Annotated in this window: 20 protein-coding genes; 9 read left to right on the top strand and 11 right to left on the bottom strand. The window is 50.0% G+C overall.

Annotated elements, in window-relative coordinates:
• The first annotated feature begins 159 nt into the window (after positions 1-159).
• A complete protein-coding gene (locus tag AWM72_RS04640; protein ID WP_067973955.1) occupies positions 160-1,503 on the top strand; it encodes a C1 family peptidase in 1,344 nt (447 codons plus the stop codon).
• A gap of 262 nt (positions 1,504-1,765) precedes the next feature.
• On the opposite strand, the gene AWM72_RS04635 is transcribed toward AWM72_RS04640, so the two are convergent.
• Positions 1,766-2,974, bottom strand: coding sequence for an AI-2E family transporter (locus AWM72_RS04635; protein ID WP_067973952.1), 1,209 nt, complete (start codon positions 2,972-2,974; stop codon positions 1,766-1,768).
• Between the two features lie 350 nt (positions 2,975-3,324).
• On the opposite strand from AWM72_RS04635, the gene AWM72_RS04630 reads away from it, so the two are divergent.
• The 5 genes from AWM72_RS04630 (at position 3,325) to AWM72_RS04610 (ending at position 8,063) form a co-directional block, all read left to right on the top strand.
• Positions 3,325-4,332, top strand: a complete 1,008-nt coding sequence (locus AWM72_RS04630; protein WP_067973949.1) for an isocitrate/isopropylmalate dehydrogenase family protein — start codon at positions 3,325-3,327, stop codon at positions 4,330-4,332.
• Positions 4,333-4,638: 306 nt separating this feature from the next.
• Entirely contained in the window at positions 4,639-5,703 is a 1,065-nt protein-coding gene (locus AWM72_RS04625) for a TRAP transporter substrate-binding protein (RefSeq protein ID WP_067973947.1), read from the top strand.
• Entirely contained in the window at positions 5,690-6,193 is a 504-nt protein-coding gene (locus AWM72_RS04620; RefSeq protein ID WP_067973945.1) for a TRAP transporter small permease, read from the top strand. Before AWM72_RS04625 ends, AWM72_RS04620 begins: the two co-directional genes overlap by 14 nt.
• The gene (locus tag AWM72_RS04615) at positions 6,193-7,497 is read left to right on the top strand and encodes a TRAP transporter large permease (protein ID WP_067973942.1); all 1,305 of its coding nucleotides are present in this window, start codon (positions 6,193-6,195) and stop codon (positions 7,495-7,497) included. The genes AWM72_RS04620 and AWM72_RS04615 overlap by 1 nt, the downstream gene beginning before the upstream one ends.
• A 203-nt stretch (positions 7,498-7,700) precedes the next feature.
• The gene (locus tag AWM72_RS04610; RefSeq protein WP_067973938.1) at positions 7,701-8,063 is read left to right on the top strand and encodes a PTS glucitol/sorbitol transporter subunit IIA; all 363 of its coding nucleotides are present in this window, start codon (positions 7,701-7,703) and stop codon (positions 8,061-8,063) included.
• A gap of 1,060 nt (positions 8,064-9,123) precedes the next feature.
• Here AWM72_RS04610 and proS read toward each other — a convergent pair.
• The 7 genes from proS to AWM72_RS04575 form a co-directional block, all read right to left on the bottom strand.
• Positions 9,124-10,575 carry a proline--tRNA ligase gene (gene proS / locus AWM72_RS04605; protein ID WP_067973935.1) on the bottom strand — a complete coding sequence of 484 codons (1,452 nt, stop codon included), beginning with the start codon at positions 10,573-10,575 and terminating at the stop codon, positions 9,124-9,126.
• Between the two features lie 269 nt (positions 10,576-10,844).
• On the bottom strand, positions 10,845-11,375 hold the full coding sequence (locus AWM72_RS04600; protein WP_070486409.1) for an acyl-CoA thioesterase: 531 nt from the start codon (positions 11,373-11,375) through the stop codon (positions 10,845-10,847).
• Between the two features lie 28 nt (positions 11,376-11,403).
• Entirely contained in the window at positions 11,404-11,976 is a 573-nt protein-coding gene (locus AWM72_RS04595; RefSeq protein WP_067973932.1) for an ECF transporter S component, read from the bottom strand.
• Positions 11,977-11,995: 19 nt separating this feature from the next.
• Entirely contained in the window at positions 11,996-12,637 is a 642-nt protein-coding gene (locus AWM72_RS04590) for an NUDIX hydrolase (RefSeq protein WP_067973928.1), read from the bottom strand.
• A gap of 578 nt (positions 12,638-13,215) precedes the next feature.
• Positions 13,216-14,010, bottom strand: a complete 795-nt coding sequence (locus tag AWM72_RS04585) for a Cof-type HAD-IIB family hydrolase (protein ID WP_067973924.1) — start codon at positions 14,008-14,010, stop codon at positions 13,216-13,218.
• Positions 14,011-14,028: 18 nt separating this feature from the next.
• Positions 14,029-15,336: an alpha-amylase family glycosyl hydrolase gene (locus AWM72_RS04580; protein WP_067973919.1), complete on the bottom strand. Its 1,308-nt coding sequence runs from the start codon at positions 15,334-15,336 to the stop codon at positions 14,029-14,031.
• 76 nt (positions 15,337-15,412) lie between these two features.
• Positions 15,413-15,985: an SGNH/GDSL hydrolase family protein gene (locus AWM72_RS04575; RefSeq protein WP_067973916.1), complete on the bottom strand. Its 573-nt coding sequence runs from the start codon at positions 15,983-15,985 to the stop codon at positions 15,413-15,415.
• Positions 15,986-16,126: 141 nt separating this feature from the next.
• Between AWM72_RS04575 and AWM72_RS04570 the strand changes: the two genes are divergently transcribed.
• Positions 16,127-17,584, top strand: a complete 1,458-nt coding sequence (locus AWM72_RS04570) for an NCS2 family permease (RefSeq protein ID WP_067976568.1) — start codon at positions 16,127-16,129, stop codon at positions 17,582-17,584.
• 466 nt (positions 17,585-18,050) lie between these two features.
• Here AWM72_RS04570 and AWM72_RS09405 read toward each other — a convergent pair whose 3' ends face one another.
• The 3 genes from AWM72_RS09405 to AWM72_RS04555 are packed head-to-tail and all read right to left on the bottom strand — an operon-like array spanning position 18,051 to position 19,454.
• Positions 18,051-18,224: a hypothetical protein gene (locus AWM72_RS09405; protein WP_158444752.1), complete on the bottom strand. Its 174-nt coding sequence runs from the start codon at positions 18,222-18,224 to the stop codon at positions 18,051-18,053.
• Between the two features lie 12 nt (positions 18,225-18,236).
• Positions 18,237-19,064, bottom strand: coding sequence for a hypothetical protein (locus tag AWM72_RS04560; RefSeq protein ID WP_067973909.1), 828 nt, complete (start codon positions 19,062-19,064; stop codon positions 18,237-18,239).
• 3 nt (positions 19,065-19,067) lie between these two features.
• Positions 19,068-19,454 (bottom strand): DUF488 domain-containing protein, encoded by a 387-nt coding sequence (locus AWM72_RS04555; protein WP_067973904.1) that lies wholly within the window; start codon positions 19,452-19,454, stop codon positions 19,068-19,070.
• An 89-nt stretch (positions 19,455-19,543) separates the two neighbouring features.
• Here AWM72_RS04555 and AWM72_RS04550 point away from each other — a divergent pair, with 89 nt between their 5' ends.
• The gene (locus tag AWM72_RS04550; RefSeq protein ID WP_067973900.1) at positions 19,544-20,392 is read left to right on the top strand and encodes a putative RNA methyltransferase; all 849 of its coding nucleotides are present in this window, start codon (positions 19,544-19,546) and stop codon (positions 20,390-20,392) included.
• Positions 20,393-20,633: 241 nt separating this feature from the next.
• Complete coding sequence (locus AWM72_RS04545) at positions 20,634-20,954, top strand: putative heavy metal-binding protein (protein ID WP_067973897.1); 321 nt, start codon at positions 20,634-20,636, stop codon at positions 20,952-20,954.
• Positions 20,955-21,180 lie beyond the last annotated feature (226 nt).

Raw genomic sequence — 21,180 nt, 5'->3', positions numbered from 1 at the left:
TCCGAAAAAAGTCTGCTTCTATTCTAGCAAAAATGAGGCGAACTTGCATTCGCTATTTTTCAAAATTGCCCAGGAGTATTTTAGGTTACCCTAATTGTCAACTGGATCAGTCTTTGTTAGAATAATACTGTAATCTAGCTTAATAAAGGAGCGATTCGAATGATTAACCAAGAACTTAGACAAGCTTTTAAAGAAAAATATGAAAAAGACCCGACCAACCGGGCCAGCCAACATGCCATCCACCAGGTCGGGATCCAAGAGGCCAGCTTGAACGCAGACGTCCGCCGCCAACATCCCTTCGCCTTCTCTGAAGAAACCAAGCGTGGGAAAATCACTGACCAAAAATCGAGCGGCCGCTGCTGGATGTTCTCTGCCCTCAACACGGCCCGCGTCCATGTGATGGAAAAACTCAACCTGGAAAGTTTCGAATTCTCACAAAACTACACCCTCTTCTGGGACAAGCTTGAGAAAGCCAATTACTTCCTCAATAGCATCATCGAGACAGCTGACCGCGACCTCAATGACCGGCTCATCTGGCACCTCCTCCAAGCCCCACAAGAAGATGGCGGCCAATGGGAAATGTTCGCCGGCATCCTTAATAAATACGGGAGTGTGCCGAAAGAAGTTATGCCAGAAAGCTTCCACTCCTCAAACACCCGCTTACTCAACGAAACGCTCAATAACAAGCTTCGGGAATTCGCCTATGAACTCCGCCAAGCCGCCCAAGCTGGCCAAGCTGGCCAAAGCCAGGACGACTTAGCGAAGAAACGCGACCAACAGCTCTACTTTGTCTACCAATTACTCGTCAAAGCATTGGGGCCCGTTCCTGAAGTCTTCGACTACAGCTACCGCGACAAGGACGGCAACTACCACAAGCTCCAAGACTTGACTCCACAAAGCTTCTTCCAAGACTACGGCGGCATCGAAACGGAAGATATGGTCAGCTTGATCAACGCCCCAACCCAAGACAAACCCTATGGCAAGACCTTTACCGTAGACTATCTGGGTACTATCGCCGAAGAAAAACCGATTAAGTACCTCAATGCGCCGATCGACGTGCTCAAGGAAGCAGCCATTGCAGCCATCAAGGATGGGGTTCCTGTCTGGTTTGGTTGCGATGTGGGCAAGTCCAGCTACAACAAGTGGGGGATCATGGACACCGATCTCTTCGACTATGAAGCCACTCTCGGCGACAGCCTAAATCTCAGCAAGGAAGCCCGCCTCGACTACGGCGTCAGCGTCCTCACCCATGCCATGGTGCTGGTCGGTGTCGACCTAGACGCGGACGGCCAAGCCATCAACTGGAAGGTTGAAAACAGCTGGGGCAAGAAGGTCGGTGACGACGGTATCTTCAGCATGTCCGACAAGTGGTTCGATGAATACAACTATCAAATCACCCTCCCTAGCCGCTACCTGCCAAGCGACTGGCAAGGCAAGTACGACCAAGAGCCGATCCACCTCGCCCCATGGGATCCAATGGGCTCATTAGCTAAGCACCAATAAAATTAAGGCTGTAAATGCTAAGATCGCTAAACGTCCATTTTGCTTTTGCATTTGATCTTTATATGCTTACAGTTTAATACCCAAAAGCCTCCCCTCGGGCCAGCTTGGTCCGAGGGGAGGCTTGTTTTAATACATTTTAATTCTTTGTTTGCTTAGCTACACCTTCGCTTAACAAGAAAAAACCTTTTGAATAATTTTTACTTAGTCATAAATAAAACCGCTCTCCAGGAAGAAGAGCGGTTAAGCTTTATCAGAATACGATTTAGTCCTCTAGCTGGTCCAGGTAATCAGACTGGTAGAGGGATTCGAGGAAGGGGATCTTGGCTTTTTCCTGGCTAGCTCCCATGCCCTGTAAGCGGTCGCGGTAGCGCATGTCTTTTTGGACCATGAGATAGAACATGGAGGCCAGCGGAACGCCCAGGATCATGCCGAGGGCGCCAGCTACACCCCCGCCGATGGTGACGGCAACTAGGACCCAGAGGCCAGGTAAGCCGATGGAATTGCCGACAACGAATGGATAGATCAGGTTCCCCTCCAATTGTTGGATCACCACGATAAAGATCAAGAAGATGACCATCTGCGAGAAGGAATTAGTGAGGAGAAGCAAAGCGCCGATCCCTGCGGACACATAGGCCCCCAGGATAGGGATAAAGGCTAGAACCGCGGTTAAAGCCCCAATCATCCCAGCGTAGGGCAATTGAAGGACCCACATCCCAGCTGCCACCAAGGAGCCCAGGATCGCTGCTTCAACAGTTTCCCCCGCAATAAAGTTGGAGAAACTGTGGTGGGCCAAGCCGACCACATTCAAGATAAAGTTACTGTGGCGGGGAGTGCAATAGTTAGTCACCAGGTGGCGGAACTGCTTGCCTAATTTCTCCTTAGAAGAGAGCAGGTAGACCGAGAACATGAGACCCAAAACCCAGTTCATCACGGCTGAAGCTGAAGTTGCGGCCATGGCAAGCAGGGACTGGAGGGTGGACTGGGCAAAGCTTGTTGCCGCCTGGCCTACACGTTGGGTAATATTTTGAATATCGAAATCGATCCGGTTGATCATGGTCAGCACCTGCGGGAAACGGTCCGCCAGGTCAAAGAAGAAGCGCTCCACATCGCGGATTAGGGCAGGGACCGCATAGATAAAGGTGGTCACCGCATTGACCGCTTGGGGCACTACCAACATGAGAACAGAAATCACAACTAGGATGATGGTCAGGAAGGCCAAGAACATCGCTAGGCCGCGGCGGAGGCCATCCAACCAGGCTTTTTCCGTATTGGGAAAGAGCCACTTCTCATATTTACTCATCAAGATGTTGACCACATAGGCAATGGCACAACCCAAGATGAGGGGGTAGGCCACCCCACGCAAGGTAGCAAAGATCGACAGAGTACTCTGCCAGTTGACAATAATTAAAACGAGCAAGGCCGTCAAAAGTAAGAGCTTGAGAGCCATCCGCTCGATTGCTTTGATTTTCATTTCATATCCTCCAAAATAGTTGGGTTCTCAGTTGCAGACTTGAAGTGCTTTCGCAAGTTGGAAACGTGCAAGCATCCAAAGTTAATCACTCTTGCTTACACCCTTTAGTCGGGTTCGACTTGGCAGGCTTGGAGTGATTTCACAAGTCAGAAACGAGCGAATACTTCGCTCTTATTCTGACTTGCTCCAATCATCCAAGCCTAAACGCCAAGTCTCACACCCTTTATACACGACTGCATTGTCTTTATTTTATCACCTCCCTGTCTAGCTAGCAAGTCAGGATACTGGTCGCAATTGGGCATTTTTTCTGGCATAATGGGGGTAAAATATAGACAAAGGAGCGATTCCAAATGACTCGAGTAACCTTGATTCCTGGTGACGGCATCGGCCCTGAGATTGCCGACTATACCGTCCAAGTCCTAGAGGCAGCCGGAGCGGATATTCAGTGGGATGTCCAAGAAGCTGGGCAAGCCGTCTATGAGGCGACGGGTGAGCTGATTCCTGACCCTGTCTACCAAAGCATCGAAGCCAATGGTTTAGCCCTCAAAGGCCCCATGACGACACCAATTGGGACGGGCTTCCGCAGTGCCAACGTAGCCTTGCGCAAGAAGTACGACCTCTACGCCAACCTCCGTCCTGTCCGCTCACTGGGCCAAGTTCCCGCCCTCTTCGACGACCTGGACCTGGTCCTCTTCCGGGAAAATACTGAAGACCTCTACGCCGGCGTTGAAGAGAAGATTTCGGACGATGTCATGCATAGCATCAAGATCATCACGCGCCAAGCTTCCGAACGGATCATCCGCCAGGCCTTCGACTATGCCCAAGACCACCATCGCCGCCATGTCACAGTGGTCACCAAGGCTAATATCATGAAGCTCAGCAATGGCCTCTTCCTGGACACCGCCCGCCAAGTCGCCCAGGACTACCCAGAGATTCCGCTCAAAGAAGTCCTGGTCGATAACATGGCCATGCAATTAGTGATCAACCCCAAGCAGTTCGATGTCATCGTCACGGAAAACCTCTACGGCGACATCCTCTCCGACCTCATGGCAGGCCTGATCGGTGGCCTGGGCCTGGTCCCCGGCGCTAATATCGGCGATAACTTGGCAATCTTCGAAGCCGTCCACGGCTCAGCCCCTGACATCGCCGGCCAAGGCAAGGCCAACCCTACCGCCATGATTTTGAGCGCCTGCCTCCTCCTCGACCACATCGGCCAAACAGACTGCGCCCAAAAAATCCGCCAGAGCCTAGACCGAGTCCTCAGCCAGAAAGAAAAGCTCACTGCTGACCTCGGCGGCCCCGCCAGCGGATCCGAATACTGCCAAGCCCTTTGCCAGGATTTAAAAAACAATAAATAAAACATCAGTGATCTTCCCCCCTTAGATTAGCTATGCAAAAAGTACAGTTAGTTTAAGGGGATTTTTTTACACCTTTCTATTTCATATAAAAACATAAAATACAGTTAGATATGACCAGGAGTGGATGCTCTCCCCAAGTCATCTAAGCTAGAATCCAGTTCATATCTATTAATCCCAGTTTTCATAATCTGAGAAATTATTAATGAAAACGATTAACAACTCAGCTTAACTTTATTGTATAATAGTGTGTAAGCGTCATCATCTTTCGGGATGGTGACCATATTTTATGAAGGAGTGTGATTACACATGAAAAAGCGGCGTTTATTCAGTCAATTTGCTATTATTTTGAGCCTTTTAAGCGTCCTTGTCATGGTTGTTTTACCTGTGCAAGTACAGGCCGAACAGAAGCAGCGGATTATCCGCATTGCCCATAACCAGTCGTCCAACCACCCCACCCATATCGGGATGGAAGCATTCGAGAAGTACATTGAACAGGAGCTAGGGGACAAGTATGATGTCCAAATCTACCCTAGTGAGCTCTTGGGGACCCAAACCAATATGGTCCAGCTCACCCAGACCGGTGCTATTGAGATTACGGTGGCTTCCAACTCTATCTTGGAAACCTTCAACCAACAGTTCCAGATCTTCAACCTACCCTATCTCTTTGAAACTCCAGAAATTTACCATGCCGTGATGAATGATCCTGAAATCGTCGGTCCGATCTTCAATGGGACGGAAGAATCAGGTTTCATCACCAAGGCTTGGTTAGACGCTGGTACCCGGAACTTCTATGTAACCAAGGGACCAATCGAGAAACCTTCTGACCTCTCTGGGCTCAAGATCCGGGTCCAACAATCCCCTACCAATGTCCGCATGATGGAACTCCTCGGCGGCTCTGCGACACCAATGGGCTTCGGGGATGTCTACACCGCTATCCAGTCGGGCGTGATCGACGGAGCTGAAAACAACGAACTTGCTCTGACTGAGAACGGCCACGGGGACATTGTGAAGAATTATTCCTATACCCTCCACCAAATGATCCCCGACGAAGTGATCGTCAACAGCCGCTTCCTCGATGAACTGCCAGCTGAAGACAAGAAAATCTTCGACAAGGGCTTCCAAATTATGCAGGATACCCAACACCAAGCTTGGCAAGAAAAAGTAGAAGAAGCCCGGGAAAAAGCTGAAAAAGACATGGGCGTTAAGTTCAACTATCCCGATACAGCGCCTTTCCGTGAAGCGGTCATGCCTCTCCACAAAGAAGTCCTCGAGGCCAACCCTTCCCTAGAGAAAATCTACAAACAAATCGAAGAAAAGGCTAAGACCGTCAAGGCTGAAGATAAGGAGGCGCAGGCAGATGCAAAAAATTAGACATATTCTAGACCAGATCATGCGTGTCTTCAATGCCGTCACCTTGGGCTTGATGACCCTCTTAACAGTCTGGCAAGTATTCACCCGCTACCTCCTCCATGCCCCCTCGACCTGGTCAGAAGAACTAGCTTCTTATATGTTCGCCTGGGTGACCATGTTCGGGGCTGCCTATGTCTTCGGCAAGCGGGAGCATATGAACATTCCTGTGGTCTTGGAACGCTTTTCACCTAAGACCCAAAAGACCCTCAACCTTCTCAGTGAAGGGCTCATCTTCGTCTTTGCGGTGGTCGTTTTGATCTATGGGGGGATTGAAATCACTTCCCTCACCATGGGACAAATGTCTTCCTCCCTTTCGGTGCCGATGGGTTACTTCTATGCGGTTATCCCGCTGAGTGGGCTCTTTATTGCCATCTACAGCATTTTAAACATTTATGATATCTATCAAAAACCCGTCGCTTTAGACCAGTCAACGAAGGAGGCAGACAACTAATGGCTATTCAATCTTTAATTATTATGATCGCCCTCTTGGCCATCCTCTTGGTCTTAGGGATTCCGATTGCGATTGCGATTGGGATTTCAGCGATTGGCGCGATCCTACCAACGATGTCCTTGGAAACAACAGTGATCACCGCTGCCCAGCGGATCTTCTCCGGGACTTCAACCTTTACCCTAGTCGCCATTCCCTTCTTCGTCCTAGCAGGGAATATCATGAACCAAGGCGGGATCGCCAAGCGCCTGGTGAACTTCGTGGAAGCCATCGTAGGTAAGATTCCTGGCTCGCTCCTACTCACCAACGTGGGGGCCAATGCCCTCTTCGGCGCCATCTCAGGTTCAGCCGCAGCAGCCGCGGCAGCAGTCGGCGGCATGGTTCAAGACGGCGAGCGCGAACAGGGTTACGACATGGACCTAGCCGCTGCTACCAACGGGGCCTCTGCACCGAGCGGACTCTTAATTCCCCCATCCAATGCCTTAATTACCTATTCCCTAGTTTCTGGTGGGACCTCAGTCGCTGCCCTCTTCATGGCCGGCTACCTGCCTGGCTTGATCTGGACTTTAGCCTGTATGGTCGTCGCCTTCATCATGGCCCGCAAAAAAGGCTACCTGGGTGACCAACGTCCCTTCGACTGGAAACGCCTGGGCAAGGCCACCCTGGATGCCCTCCTGCCCCTCTCCCTTATCGTGGTTGTTATCGGCGGGATCATCGCCGGCGTCTTCACCGCAACAGAAGGCTCTGCCATTGCGGTTATCTACGCCCTCTTTATCTCCGTTGTGGTTTACCGGTCCATTAGCTTGAAAGACCTCTACAAAATTCTGGTTGATAGTGCCGAAACCAGCGGTATGGTTGTTTTCCTGATTGGGGTTTCAAATATTCTCAGCTGGGTCATGGCCTTCACCGGCATTCCCCAAGCCATTGCAGGTGCCCTACCCAGCACCACCGAGAACCCACTGGCGATCATGTTGATCATCAACATTATTCTCTTAATTTCAGGGACCTTCATGGACGTGACCCCAGCTATCCTGATCTTCACGCCCATCTTCTTACCAATCGCAACTTCCTTTGGTATGTCTCCTGTCCACTTCGGGATTATCATGGTCTACAACCTCTGTATCGGGAACATCACCCCACCGGTCGGCAACACCCTCTTCGTCGCCATCCGCGTCGGCAAGTCGACCCTGGCAGACGTTATGCCCTACATGCTCAGCTACTATGGAGCAATCCTCACCGGCTTACTCCTCGTCACCTACGTCCCAGCCATCTCGCTCTGGTTACCAGAATTGGCCGGGCTCCTATAGAATGCTTAATCAAGAGGCTAGGACAAAAGGTCCAGCCTCTTTTTTAAATGACGACCCTCTTTCTAAAAATAATTCCGGATCATAGACTCATTTTTTTAAATGTTCTTTCCAAATGTATGCGTTGTCATTGCAATAAGACTAAGTTATACTTGAAGGGAAAGAGATTTTTTAACCCCCGTATTTAAGCAAAGGAGAGAACCTATATGCCAACACAATTCAAAGCCAAAATCGCCAATGTCGGCCAAGCCGTTGACCGCTTCCTCGGAGAAAAACTCCTCCTCGTATTCTCCAACGCCGACGTCATGTCCGAAGTCAAAAACTACAGCGTCCTCATCACGGACATCGACTTCCCCGGCCATATCGAAACCGGCCAGTGCCTATGCATCTCCGGTCAATGCTTCGAAATCACCGCAGTCGGCGACATCGCTGAGAAAAACCTCCGCACCATCAACCACGTCACCTTCAAAGCCAACGGTGCCACAGAAGCCGACATCCCAGGCACCATCTACATCGAAGACAAACCCTTCCCCGAAATCAAACAAAACACCTGGATCGAAATTAAATAAGGGTGTGAAGGCTAGCGGGAGAAATAGACCTCTGGAGCAAAGAGACAGAGAAGGCTGCAAGTCTTCGGCGGATCTTTGTGAAGAGGAGCTATTTCTGCTAGCCTGAACCCGACTATAGGGTGTGAGCAGTTGCCTCCAGACTTTGAATGACTGGAGGCAAAGTGATAAGGCCAGCTTAAGCCACAATCAAATCCCAGGAGTGTGGGTTGGCAGCTCCCAAGCTTTAAACAACCACCGAGAGTGTGGATTAGTAGCGATCAACCTTTAAGCAAACATCGGAAGTGTGGATCGAGGACGATCAACCCACAATCAAAAGGTCCGAATGCGGATTGCCAAGCCAAGTCCAAGTAAAATATGGCGCAGTTAATGTGTAAAAATATAATATAAGGATCAACAAGCTAGCAAGGGCCTCGCTAGCTTGTTTTCATTATGGTGAGGCTAAGCAGCTTGCCTAGCAGGAGGTCAACTTGCTAAACGAGGGGCATTCACGAATTAGCGCGACCCTATTTGCTAATCGGAGCCCCGTTTGCGAGTTGGCATAAGTCTACTTGCGAACGGAGGCCGCATTCGAAACTTGCCAAGACCCTACTCGCAAACAAGATCATCATTCGCAACTTGCCAAGACCCTACTCGCAAACGGACGCCTCATTAAAAAGTTCCCTGTCAGCTACTTGCTAATCAAGCAGTTTTTCAAAAGTTAACGATTATCCATCCCTCAAAAATAAGGAGATCGATATTTTAATGCTGGTAATCTAGTAAATTAAGATATAATTTCTGTATCATTTACTTGTAAGCAGTAGTGCAGCTTTGAATTTGATCGTTAGCCATGAACCAGCAAGCGATGTGAATTAGGGATAGTTGGCGTAAGCCTTACTAGCCCTTTGAAGCTCGCTAGGCGAGAGACCTTGGCTCGAGCCGGTGCCATGGCTCTTCAACGATCAAATTCAAAAGCGAAACGGATGCGCACCTACATAATTTAGCGAAATTTAAAAACCAAAAAAAGCCAGCAAAATACCCCAATAAGAGTGTTTTGCTGGCTTTCAGTTTTTCTAGATTCTAATTAATAAGCACGGGCATACCAAACTGTGTATTTAGCAGGTTTACCTGAGTAAAGGTCGACAGTTTTTTCAACAGGAGCGTGGAAAGGAATGTTCCGGGTGGTAAAACCTGTGGCTTCCTTAACCGCAGCTTCGGATTCTTCCGTGCCGTCCCAACCAGCTAGCACCCAGCCTGGGTATTGGCCTTCTTCATGGCACTTGTCGAGGTGGGCTTGGAGGTCTTCCATAGTGTCGATATCATAGTGCTCGTTGGCCTTACGGAATTGGTCGGCTTTTTCGTAAAGGCGCGTCTGCATAGCGTCTAGCTTGTCTTGGACCGTTGTAACGAGATCTTCTAAAGCAACAGATTCCTTGTCCTCTTGGTCGCGCATCTTGATCATGCAGCTGTTGTTTTCCATATCACGAGGGCCAAAGTCGAGACGGAGTGGAACTCCCTTCACTTCAACTTCATTGTACTTGTAGCCAGGTGAGTTGTTGGAATCATCTAAGCTAACGCGGAAGCCCGCTGCCTTCAGTTCCTCTTCGATTTCACGCAATTTCTCTAGGACTTGTGGGTTCTTCTTCAGATTGCCGACTGGCAGGAGGGCCACTTGGACAGGTGCCATCTTAGGTGGGAAGACAACCCCTCTTTCGTCGCCGTGGGTCATAATCATCGCCCCGATCAAGCGTGTCGAAGCGCCCCAAGAGGAGGTATAAGTGTGAACATGTTCATTATCTTCATTTAAGAACTTGATGTCGAAGGCTTCAGCAAAGTTTGTTCCTAAGAAGTGAGAAGTCGCAGCTTGAACAGCCTTCGTGTCCTTCATCATCGCTTCGAGCGAATAGGTATTGTCCCCGCCAGCAAAGCGTTCGGAAGGGGTCTTCTCCCCTGTGTAAACTGGCATGGCCAGGAGATCTTCCACGACATCTTGGTAAATCTTCAAGAAGTGGAGGACGCGCTCATGGGCTTCTTCAGCTGTCGCATAGGCACAGTGGCCTTCTTGCCAGAGGAATTCAGACGTTCTCAGGAAGGGGAAGGTCCGTTTCTCCCAGCGGAAGACATTGGCCCATTGGTTGAGTTCCATCGGCAGGTCGCGGTAAGAATTAATCCAGTCGCTCATGGCATTGCCGAAGAGGGTCTCTGAAGTTGGACGGAGGGCTAGCGGTTCTTCTAACTCTTCGTCCCCTGCCTTCGTCACCCAAGGCAGTTCAGGGGCGAAGCCTTCCACGTGGTCCGCTTCCTTTTCAAAGAAGCTTTGCGGGATCAACATTGGAAAGTAAACCTCTTCAACCCCACTCGCTTCATATTGGTCATTCAGGCCTTTTTTAATTTGTTTCCATAAGAAATAACCATTGGGCTTGAAAATCATGGTCCCCCGGGCAGGCCCATAGGCAAAAAGGTCTGCCTTCTGAATACTTTGTAAGTACCACTTGGAAAAATCTGTTTGTTGTAGGTTTGTTTCTTCTTGACTCATTTGTCTCTCCTTTTCTCCATAAAAAAACGCAGATTCCCACATCCTAAAAGGACGGAAAATCCGCGGTACCACCTTCGTTAAGTTTATCACTTCACTCATTGCGCCGTAACGGGGCGCCCCCGTAGCTTGTTTCCAAGCCAGTAACATGCAGGAGGTTCATCTTGCCAGAGGGGGTGTTTTCCCAGCACCAAACACTCTCTTCACCCATAGCAACACTACTGGTCTGCAGCTTGCTTCTATTGTGACCGAATTTCTAGAGAAAGTCAACTCTAATTTCCGGACTTGTAGTAGTCCTCGTCCAACCAGAAGACTTGCTTGGTCAACTTCTCGTGGAGGGCTTGGTCGGCCTGGCGCTGGCTGAGACGTTCCTGCCGGCGTTGGTCATAGCCCGAACAGATCATGGCCTCTTCCTCACTATCCGCCACGATCTCAGGCATGCGAAAATCAGGGTCATCCGTAATCGCGACAAAGGTCATAAATGAAGTCGCCGCAATATAACGTTCACCCGTGGCTAAGTGTTCCCCAAGGACTTTGACAAAAACCTCGCAGCTCTTCTTGCCCACTCCAGAGACAAAACTCTCCACGCAGACGGAATCATTTTCGGGGAGGGGCGCAAGAAAGTTCATCTTATCCATAGCTGCCGTCATCACAACTGTCCGCGACATTCTCGATGCCGAGACGGAGGCACTATTGTCAACGAGGGACAAAAGCTGGCCCCCAAACATATTGCCGAAACTGTTGGTTTCTTGGGGCATAATGCGGTGGGTTTGGACAACACGCGTTTCCTTGCAGTGTTTCATTACAATCGCTTCCTTTTTCAGTAGAATTTTATTTGAGTACTTTTTGAAGGGCTTGGGCGAGCAGGGGCAAGACCAGGGCAGAGGCCAGCATTTCAGCCAGACCATTCGTCAGGACCACCCCTAAGATAATGGGAAGAATGGCCGCTTCACTCACTCCCAAGGCCTGAGCATAGGCCGCCCGGGCAAAGAGGTAGATAGCTCCCATCACGAGCCCCGTATTACAAAGGGCGCCCACAGCCCCAATCAAGGCATAAACCCAGCGTCCAGAGAACTTTTTCCTCAAGTAGCTGGCTAAGACCGCCGTCAAAAAACCGGTCAAAAGCCGGGGCAGGACCGAAACTAGGGGATTAATAAAGACCGGCGAAACCACGGTCGGTTGAACCAGATGGCGCAACCAAGCCAGGACACCCCAAATCCCTCCTAGCATGGTTCCCACCTGCTTATCGAAGAGGCTGGCCCCCAGCATGACGGTAATTTGAACAATGGTAATACTAATAGGCCCTAAAGGAATATAGCCCAGCCAAGGGATAAAGGTTTGTAGCAACAAGACAGCCGTTAGCAGGCTGACAATAGCTAGGCGGTAGACTTTTTTTTCGTGCATTAGTGTCTCCTCAGTCTAATCAAAGCTTTCCAGAAAAAATATCGGCCTCGCCCGTTCGGACAATATCCATCAAGCGTTCGGTGAGCCGGGCAGTTAAGCCCCAGAGAACCTCATCATCCACATCATAGAAGGGCACCTGGTCCGTTACTTGGCGATTGCGGAAAGGATAGGCCTTGCCCCCAGGAATCTTCTCGTAGGGAAAGTCCGCGTCGATCTGGAGCTCATGGCTAAAGGTGTAGGTCTTGGTTTCTTGGCGGAAGAGTTTCATGAAGGGCACCAAGAAAGGATAGGCCACTTCATCCGGGTTGACTGCTAAGTCTTCCAAGCTATCAATGTTCAATTGGGCCACGAAGCAAGCAATCACTCGGTCGCGCTCCACAACATAATCCATCTCACCCAAAAGCGCAATTTTATCGGGAGTCAAGCCTAATTCTTCCACTGTTTCACGAATCGCGGCCTCCTTAAAGCTCTCGCCCTCCTCGACCCGACCGCCAGGAAAAGACGTGTCCCCCGCCTGGGAAATGCCGGCCGCCCGACTCTCATAGAGAATATAGAGCTCTTCATCAATGACAAGCAAGGGAATTAAGACCGCATAATATTTATTGATCCCTAGAGGCTGGGCTTCATAAGACTGAAAAATATGGTAAATTTTCTCGAGCAAGCTAAAGCTCCTCCTTTGTTTTTGATTCTTGGACTGAGGGTTAGGGGGTAGGGGACGGCAATACACAATCAAAGGGCTTGTTTGGGGATTGGAACTTGCCAAGCCACACTCCAAGGTCATGTTTGGAAGTTGAACGCTGGCAACACACACTCCAGGCCTTCGATTGAGGATTGGAACTTGCCGACACACACTCCAGGTCTTCGATTGAGGATTGGGGCTTGCCGACACACACTCCAGGCCCCTATTTGGAACTTGGCCAGCTTTCCTGGCACAGGTTACAGGTCTTCCCCGCTCTATTTGCATATAAGATGTTCGAATGCAAATAGACCCCGGCTATTTGCAGACAGGACTTATGAAGGGAAATTGCGAGCTGCTATTTGCGCTCAGAGCCGCTGAACGAAAACTGTGATTTTCTATTTGCGCTCAGAGCCGCTGAATGCAGATTGCACTCTTCTATTTGCACTCGGATCCCTCTGAGCGCAAAATGACAGCTGCTATCTGCACAAAGAGCCGCCAAAAGCAGGCTGGCAGTCTGCAAGCGAGAGCTGCATTTTCTCTCGCCAAGTCTCACACCCTTTTTACACCAATGTTTTGGCGGCGTGTTCGATGCCGTCGGTGTTGTTGTCGTGGGTGACGTAATCGGCGATGTCTTTGAGGGCGGGGATGGCGTTGCCCATGGCGATGCCACAGCCTGCCCATTCGATCATGGAGAGGTCATTTTCTTGGTCTCCGAAGGCCATGCTTTGGGACTGGTCGACGTCTAAAATACCGCAGAGGTGTTCGAGGGCCAGGCCCTTGCTGGATTCTTTAGGGTTGAATTCGAGATAGTAGGGTTCGCTCTTGACGATATTGTAGCGTTGGTACCAGTCGCTCGGAATTGCTCCTTCAATTTCAAGGACGCGTTCAGCTGCTCCTGTAATCATCAACTTAGGGAAGTGAACATCATCAGCTAGGAAGTCTAACTGAGCGATCGGCATGTCGAGGATACCCGATTCAACACCCACATATTGATCAATAGGGTCGCGGTGTACCAAGACCTGACTGTCGCTGTGACCGTGGACATCCATCCCGTGGTCCAAGGCAAAGCGGGTAATTTCATGGACTTGACTAACTTCTAAATAGCTTTCAAAAATAATGCGGTTTTCTTTAAGGTTGTAGATCACACTGCCATTAAAGCAAGAAGCATAGTCTACCAAGTCCTGGTCGATCTGGTCAAGGACCTTGTGGACACCTTTGAGGGGGCGGCCCGTAGAAATCGCCACATGAACGCCCTGGTCTTGGAGGTAGGCTAAGCCTCTGAGGGTTGATTCGGTAACTTTTTTCTCATCATTTACTAGGGTGCCATCGATATCAAAAGCAGCAAGTTTATACATTAAGCATCTCCTTCTCTATTAGCGCGGTACTCGGATATCCCCATCATAGGAGATAATAATTGGTCCTTCTGTCACATGAATTCGTCCTTCTTTGGCTTCATAGTGCCCCTCCCCTAAGAGATTGGCATATTTACCTTCAGGAATCCCTAGTTCAACTTCAATCTCATCATTCGTATCCCCTCTCAATTTAAAGAGGCCAAAAACGTGCTGGTTATAAAAGTGATAGCTCACCAAGAGCCAGTCATCACTCGCTGCCTGGTGGAAACAGTAGCCCGACTTGAAGACTTCCCGCTTCTTCAATTGCATGAGCTGGCGAATCATCGCTGTCAGATCATAGGGCTTATCCCAAGTAATAGCTTTCTTTTCGTGGATCGGGATCCGTTCTTTGGTCCCGTACTCTTGACCCATCATCAGCTGGGCGATGCCCTTACGGAAGAAAGAAAAGGCTGTCCAGTTCCTTAACTCGCAATGATTTTTTACTCTGGTTGCGATACGTTGGCCCACCTCTAATTCAAGTCCCCGATTTAAGACACTGGTTGACGCAGTGACTAGGGTACGCATATTCAACAGGAAGGCAACATTGGCTAAGTCCATCAAGCCGTCATAGTAACGTTCCAGAAGGCCAGCATGGGGGCGGATGTCCAGGACATCGAAGTTGCTGTACATCTCTCCTTCTGTTTCAAAGTCGATATTTTGCAGGCGCAGGTCAAGGAGTTCCGAGCCCGACATCTGGCCGCCTAACCAGTAGAAGTAAGGGTGGACATCCCCTACCTCTGCCCGGGCCGAGGAGAAGAATTCGGAGCGAATCAATTGGGCATGAGGAATATAGAAACCATCCACATAATGGGCCCAATACTTCATTCGCTCAATCAATGCATCCCACATCTTAGGATTGGAGAAGTTCAAGTCATAAACAGGGGCTGCTTCTGGAAGCCGGCTGTACAGGTTCCCATCCAGTCCCTGCAAGAAAAAGTCAGGGCGTTCTTGAACCAAGGGAGCATCCATAGCTAGGGCCACAATTTCCATGGTCAAAAGCAGCTTCATCCCCTTGTGTCGGACAGCTTGGACCAAATCCTCAAAGTCGGCCATGCTGCCATACTCTGTCCCGATTTCATCAAAACTTTGGACGAAGAGGCTATCTCCCTCTCCTTCCGTCTCTTGCTGGCTTGGAAAAATGCTCGACAGTAAAATTAAATCGACGCCTAAGTCCTTCAAACGGTCCAAATCAGCTTCTAAAGCTTTAAAGCTAGCTTCTGGGCTGTAATTTCTTAAATAGACTTGGTAAATGAGTTGGTGTCTCAACGTCAAGTTCGTTACCTTCGCCATACCGTCCTCCTATCTCAGTAGCAGCCGCTTAAACAGCTCGTATTCATTCTATTTTATATTTTAGCATATTTTTGCCTTAAGTTAAGTGCGAGACCCAGTCCCTTAAGTGCGCTGCGACCTTCTCCTGGCCTCGCCCCTTGAGGTGGATCCCATCCGGCATAAAATCTTCCGGTATCAACCATCGATTGGGATCTACAAAGGTCAAGTGCTTGGAGGAGGCCAGGTCTCGGACAGCCTGGACCAAATCGAGCAGGCGCGGCTCAGTTCGGACAGCAACAGGGGCTAAAAGTAAGATAGGAAGATTCCGACCAAGCTGTGCCCGTAATAAAGTGACCAGGCGGCCATACTGGTCCTGCCAAGATAATACAAAATTGTTCCATTCGTCGTCCGAAGTCCCCAGCTGGCGCCCCAGGTCATTGATCCCAAGCCAAAGAATGACTCCCGCCAAATTCTGGCAGCCTGCCAGTGTCTCCAACAGATAAAAGTTCACATCAACCAAACGGGCCCCATTGTAGCCACCATTTAAAAAACGATAACTTGCCTGGTCTTTAGCCAGTACACCTACAAAACCATGCCCCAGGCTAGTCAAATCATCGGGATTGCGGCCACAAGCGACCAAACTATCCCCCAAAGATAAGATTTCTTTCATTGTAACCCTCCTAATGACGAACATTAATAAGTTTTATAAATATAAATATTCGCGATTACCTTTATTTTTTCTCCTTTGTCCGCTATAATAAGGACGTTCATTAGTAAATTCGTAATAAGGAGAATCATTGTGACTAATAAAATTACAGAATTCTTTCAACTAGAAGCCAATCACACGAGCTTGTCAACCGAAATCATGGCAGGTATTTCCACCTTCTTCGCCATGAGCTATATTATTTTCGTGAATCCGGCTATCCTGTCACAAACGGGGATGCCCTACCAAGGGGTTTTTCTGGCAACCCTTTTTGCTTCCGGTATCGCTACCCTCTTCATCGGCCTCTACGCCAATGTGCCCTACGCCCTAGCCCCCGGTATGGGGCTGAACGCCTTCTTCACCTTCACCGTGGTCATGGGCCTGGGCTTCACCTGGCAGGAAGCTCTAGCTATGGTCTTCATCTGTGGCTTGGTGAATATTGCCATCACCGTGACCAATATCCGCCGGGTGATTATTAGCGCCATCCCGGAATCTATCCAACATGCCATTTCTGGAGGGATCGGGGTCTTCATCGCCTATATCGGAGTGAAGTCAGCCAACCTGATCCACTTCCAAGCCGATGCGGCTGCCATCACGCAGATTAACGGCGCTCCTTATGACGCTGGCCAGCAAGTCTATGAGGCTGGGGTTCAAGCGATCTCAAGCAACGGGTCAACCTTACCACAAATCGCAACCTTTACCGAGCCCTCAACCCTCCTAGCTCTCTTCGGCCTAGTGTTGACCGTCATCTTAATGGCTAAGAACATCCAAGGGGCGATCTTAATCGGGATTGTAGCAACCACTGCCCTCCAACTGATTATTGACCCTTCGCTCCTCCAGCAGGTAGACTTTGCCCAAGCGGGTTTAGCTAACTCCTTCAAGGAACTCGGCATCACTTTTGGGGCTGCTTTTGGTTCAGAAGGGCTCCTCTCCCTCTTCTCTGACCCCAGCCGCCTACCCTTGGTCCTAGTGACCATCTTCGCCTTCAGCCTGTCCGATATTTTCGATACCATCGGGACCTTTATCGGCACCGGGCGGGCTACAGGCATCTTCTCCAAGGAAGATATCGATAACCTGGACACCCGGTCCAATACAAAATTGGACAAGGCCCTCTTCGGCGACGTGGTAGGGACTTCCATGGGAGCCATCTTCGGGACCTCCAACACCACCGTCTTCGCCGAAAGTTCGGTCGGCATCGCAGCAGGTGGACGGACCGGCTTAACCAGCCTAGCCACCGGTATCTGCTTCTTCCTCTGCATCTTCATCGCCCCCTTCATCGGTCTGGTGCCAGCTTCCGCTACGGCCCCTGCCCTGATCCTGGTCGGCGTCCTCATGATGTCATCCTTCCGCGAAGTCGAATGGGGCGACTTCTCCATCGCCGTCCCAGCCTTCTTCGCCTCAGTCTTCATGGGCTACTCCTATTCCATCTCTAACGGGATTGCAGCCGGCTTTATCTTCTACTGCCTGACCATGACCGTAACCAAACGCACTAAAGAAGTCCACCCCGTCATCTGGGGCGCCAGCCTCCTCTTTATCCTTAACTATATCATCATGGCCTATCTTTAATAAGGGTGCGAGCAGTTGCGTCTAGACTTGAATGGCTGGAGCCCAAGCGGATAAGAACGGCTTTAGCCGATCGTTCCGATTGGGTGAAGTCACTTCAAGTCTGCAACTGCGAACCCGACTAATAAGGGTGTGAGACTTGGCGGTTAGACTTGGATGATTGGAGCAAGTAAGGATAAGAGCGAAGGATTCGCTCGTTCCTTACTTGTGAAATCACTCCAAGTCTGCCAAGTCGAACCCGACTAGATAGGGTGTGAGGGAGCGCGGGTAGAAGTGGACCTCTGGAGCAAAGCGACAGAGAAGACTGAAAGTCTTCGGCGACGCTTTGTGAAGAGGAGCCACTTCTGCGCGACCGAACCCAACTAGAGTACGAGGCTCGGCAGTTAAATCAACCATCCGCCTCATAAAGTACCCAAACAAATAAGCGCCTCCTCGATCGGTTAAATCCAATCGAGGAAGGCGCTTTGTTTTATTTTTGCTTGAGTAAACGATCAGCCAGGAAGAGATAGAGGCCTAGGCAGGTCAGGGCAGCTAGGACGCGCGTAAGGAAGTCTGGCAGGCCCAGCTTCTGACAGAGGACATAGAGGATGCCCGCTAGGATCAGGGCCAGAGCCAGTATGCCCATACGTTTGATATTAATCATCTTAGTCCCTCCTTAAGTCTGACTGTCGGCTTGGTCATAGTCAATAAATTCGTCGATCTGCCACTGGCTAACAATCCAGCTGGCGACAAGCACCGCAAGAATATCTAGCGCAATCCGGATCAAAAGCCCCACCGCATCCAGGTCATAGCTCAAGACCAAGAAGAGATGGTAGCTAATCACTAGGGGACTAAAGAAGTTAAAGCTAAACTGGAAGGTCTTGCCCTTCTTGTCCTGCTTACTGAGATACCTCTGCAGGAAACAAAAAACAAGTCCCACCGCAAAGCCCATCAAAGAGGCCCATAGGATGGAAAAGGCCATCAGGTTGCGGGGCAATTGGTAGAGATCGAAGGCGAGATTACCCAGGGTTCGAAAAACCGCAAAACTCGCCGTAAAGACCGCGATCCCCCGCCAATACAGGAAGGCCTTACGCTGGTAATGGTAGCGCTCGGTGGCCAAGTAGCGGCGAATTAACTGGTACTGGACCAAGAAAATAATAAAGCCCTTCAAGAGATTGATGGTCAGACTGGGCAGGTCCAAATGAGGCAGGGGTTCCGCTGTATACAAGAGCCAGAGCAAGAGCTCGCAGGCCACATAGACCACCGTTTTGTAGAAGGCATTCCCTGGCAGGCGGAGGTCGATTAAATCATAGGCCTTAGTCATTAGACTAAAGGCCAGCCCCATCACCACGATAAAATATAGCCAATAGGGCCAGCCTTCCGCAAAAAGAGCTGGCCGCCCAAAGATTAACTCGAGGGCGCTATCAGGGAAAAGCAGCTCCAGGCCAAGAGCAATGAGGGCCATCAAAGCGCCAATGGCCAAACTATAATAAGTTCTCTTCATGGTCTAGTCTCCCTCCAAGTCTGTCCGGATCCCCTTCAGTAGCGACGCAAGATAGGCTTCAAGAACAAGGACATGGTTCTCTTCTTCATTCTTACTGGCATAGAGGAGGGTCACCCGGTGGTCGCGCGCACGGCGGGCCAGGTCCAAGCAGGTTTCCTGGATCTCTTCATTCCCCTCTAACTCCTCTTCATAGGCCTGGCTAAAGTCCTCAAAGTCCAGGTCAGCCTGGTGGAAGGCCTGGCGCAGGTCCTTGGAAGGGGCGATCTCCTTGGGCCAAGCATCTAGCTGGGCCTCTTCCTTCTTGACGCCACGCGGCCAAAGTCGGTCGACCAAGACCCGGTAACCATCCGACTCTTCCACAGCTTCATAGATTCGTTTTCTTCTAAACATGAGACACCTTCTTATTTATGATAAGATAGTTCTAAAACCATCGCTTTTCAGCATGGTACACGATTAATATTAAAGGAAAGGTCCCTATTATGCAAAGTAAAAAGCAACGCGCCCAAGCAAAAATCCAAGCCTGGCAGGGACGACTCACTTGTCCCCTCTGCCATGAAGCCCTGAACCCAGACCTCCAATGTTCCAACCGCCACCAGTTCAACCTAGCTAAGCAGGGCTATATCAACCTAGCTCCCAACCACCAGGAAAAGCACTACACCGCTGACCTCTTCCAAGCCCGCCAAGTCGTTATGGGCGAAAACCAGCTCTACGGGCAAGCCCTCAGTCAGGCCTACCTAAGTATCGCTGCCCAACTTCCCCAAGGCCCTATCTTCCTAGCCGACCTGGGAACAGGCGAAGGCAGCCACCTGCTAGACTTCTTGGCCCAGTTCGGAGATAAAGAAGTCCACGGTCTGGGTCTGGACCTAGCCAAGGCCGGCATCCAAAGCGCAGCCAAGCAATCCAGTCAGGCGCTCTGGGCTGTGGCTGACCTGGCCCAGATTCCGCTCGCCGACAAGACTTTGGACCTAGCCTTGACCATCCTCTCCCCTTCCAATTATCAAGAAGTGAAACGGGTCTTAAAGACTGACGCCCCTTTTATTAAGATTATCCCAGGACCAAGCTATCTCATCGAACTCCGCCGCTTGGTTCTCGACCAAGAAGACGTCGCCCAAGATCCCAGCCAGAGCCGCCAACGTTTCCAGGAGAGCTTCCCAGAGATGGAGAGCTTCCACTACCATAACCAGCTTGCCACGACACCCGCTCTCATGGCTGAGCTCATCCAGATGACCCCGCTCATGTGGCACGCCTCAGACCAAGAGCGGCAGGCAGCTCTTGACCTCACAGAGATGACGATTGATTTAGAGATTTTGATTGGCTACAAAGCCTAAATTGCAGCTTTCCGACTTGCACTAAACGGTTCTTTATGCAAATAGCAAGCTTATATTTGCACGCGAAAGCTCTGGGCGAAAATAGCAGCATTCTATTGGCTCTCACCTGCATTTGCATACAAATAGAACTGCTAACACTCCCACAAGACAAAATATTTTAAAAGCAGTGTTTTTTCTAGCACCATTCTCTGTTATGATTAAATTGTAGAAAACGTTTACAATTAGAAATGGAGATGGTCTCATGATTAGCACAACTACTGCCCAAATTGAAGGCAAAAACATCCAAGCCTACCACGGCATTGTCTTTGGTGAAGTGATTACCGGAATTAACATGTTTAGAGATATTGGCGCCGGCTTACGCAATATCTTCGGCGGTCGGTCACAAGGCTACGAGGAGGAGCTCAATCAAGCCCGGGAAGAAGCCCTTAACGAAATGAAGGGGCGGGCCGAGGAATTAGGTGCCAATGCTGTTGTTGGGGTTAAGATGGACTACGAGGTCCTCGGCGCAGACAATGGCATGCTCATGGTAACCTGTAGCGGGACTGCTGTTTCTATTGATTAGCCTGAAAGGGCATGATAAAAGTCATTCGCTCCAATGATTCAGATCTGGATTCTGGAGCTGGTTTTGAAAAATTCTTTTTAAGAGGTTGGAACTTTTGTCCCAGCCTCTTTTGTTTTTTACCATATCTGCTTAGTGAGTATTCCCTCTTATTCTGACTTGCTCCAGTGAAAGGAAGCTAGCCGCGCGTCCTCACACCCTTATAGTCGGGGTCAAGCTAGCAGAAATA

Source organism: Aerococcus sanguinicola, from assembly GCF_001543145.1.
Classification (GTDB): domain Bacteria; phylum Bacillota; class Bacilli; order Lactobacillales; family Aerococcaceae; genus Aerococcus; species Aerococcus sanguinicola.
Note: the sequence above shows the minus strand (reverse complement) of the source record. Positions and strands in the feature narration are given on the sequence as shown.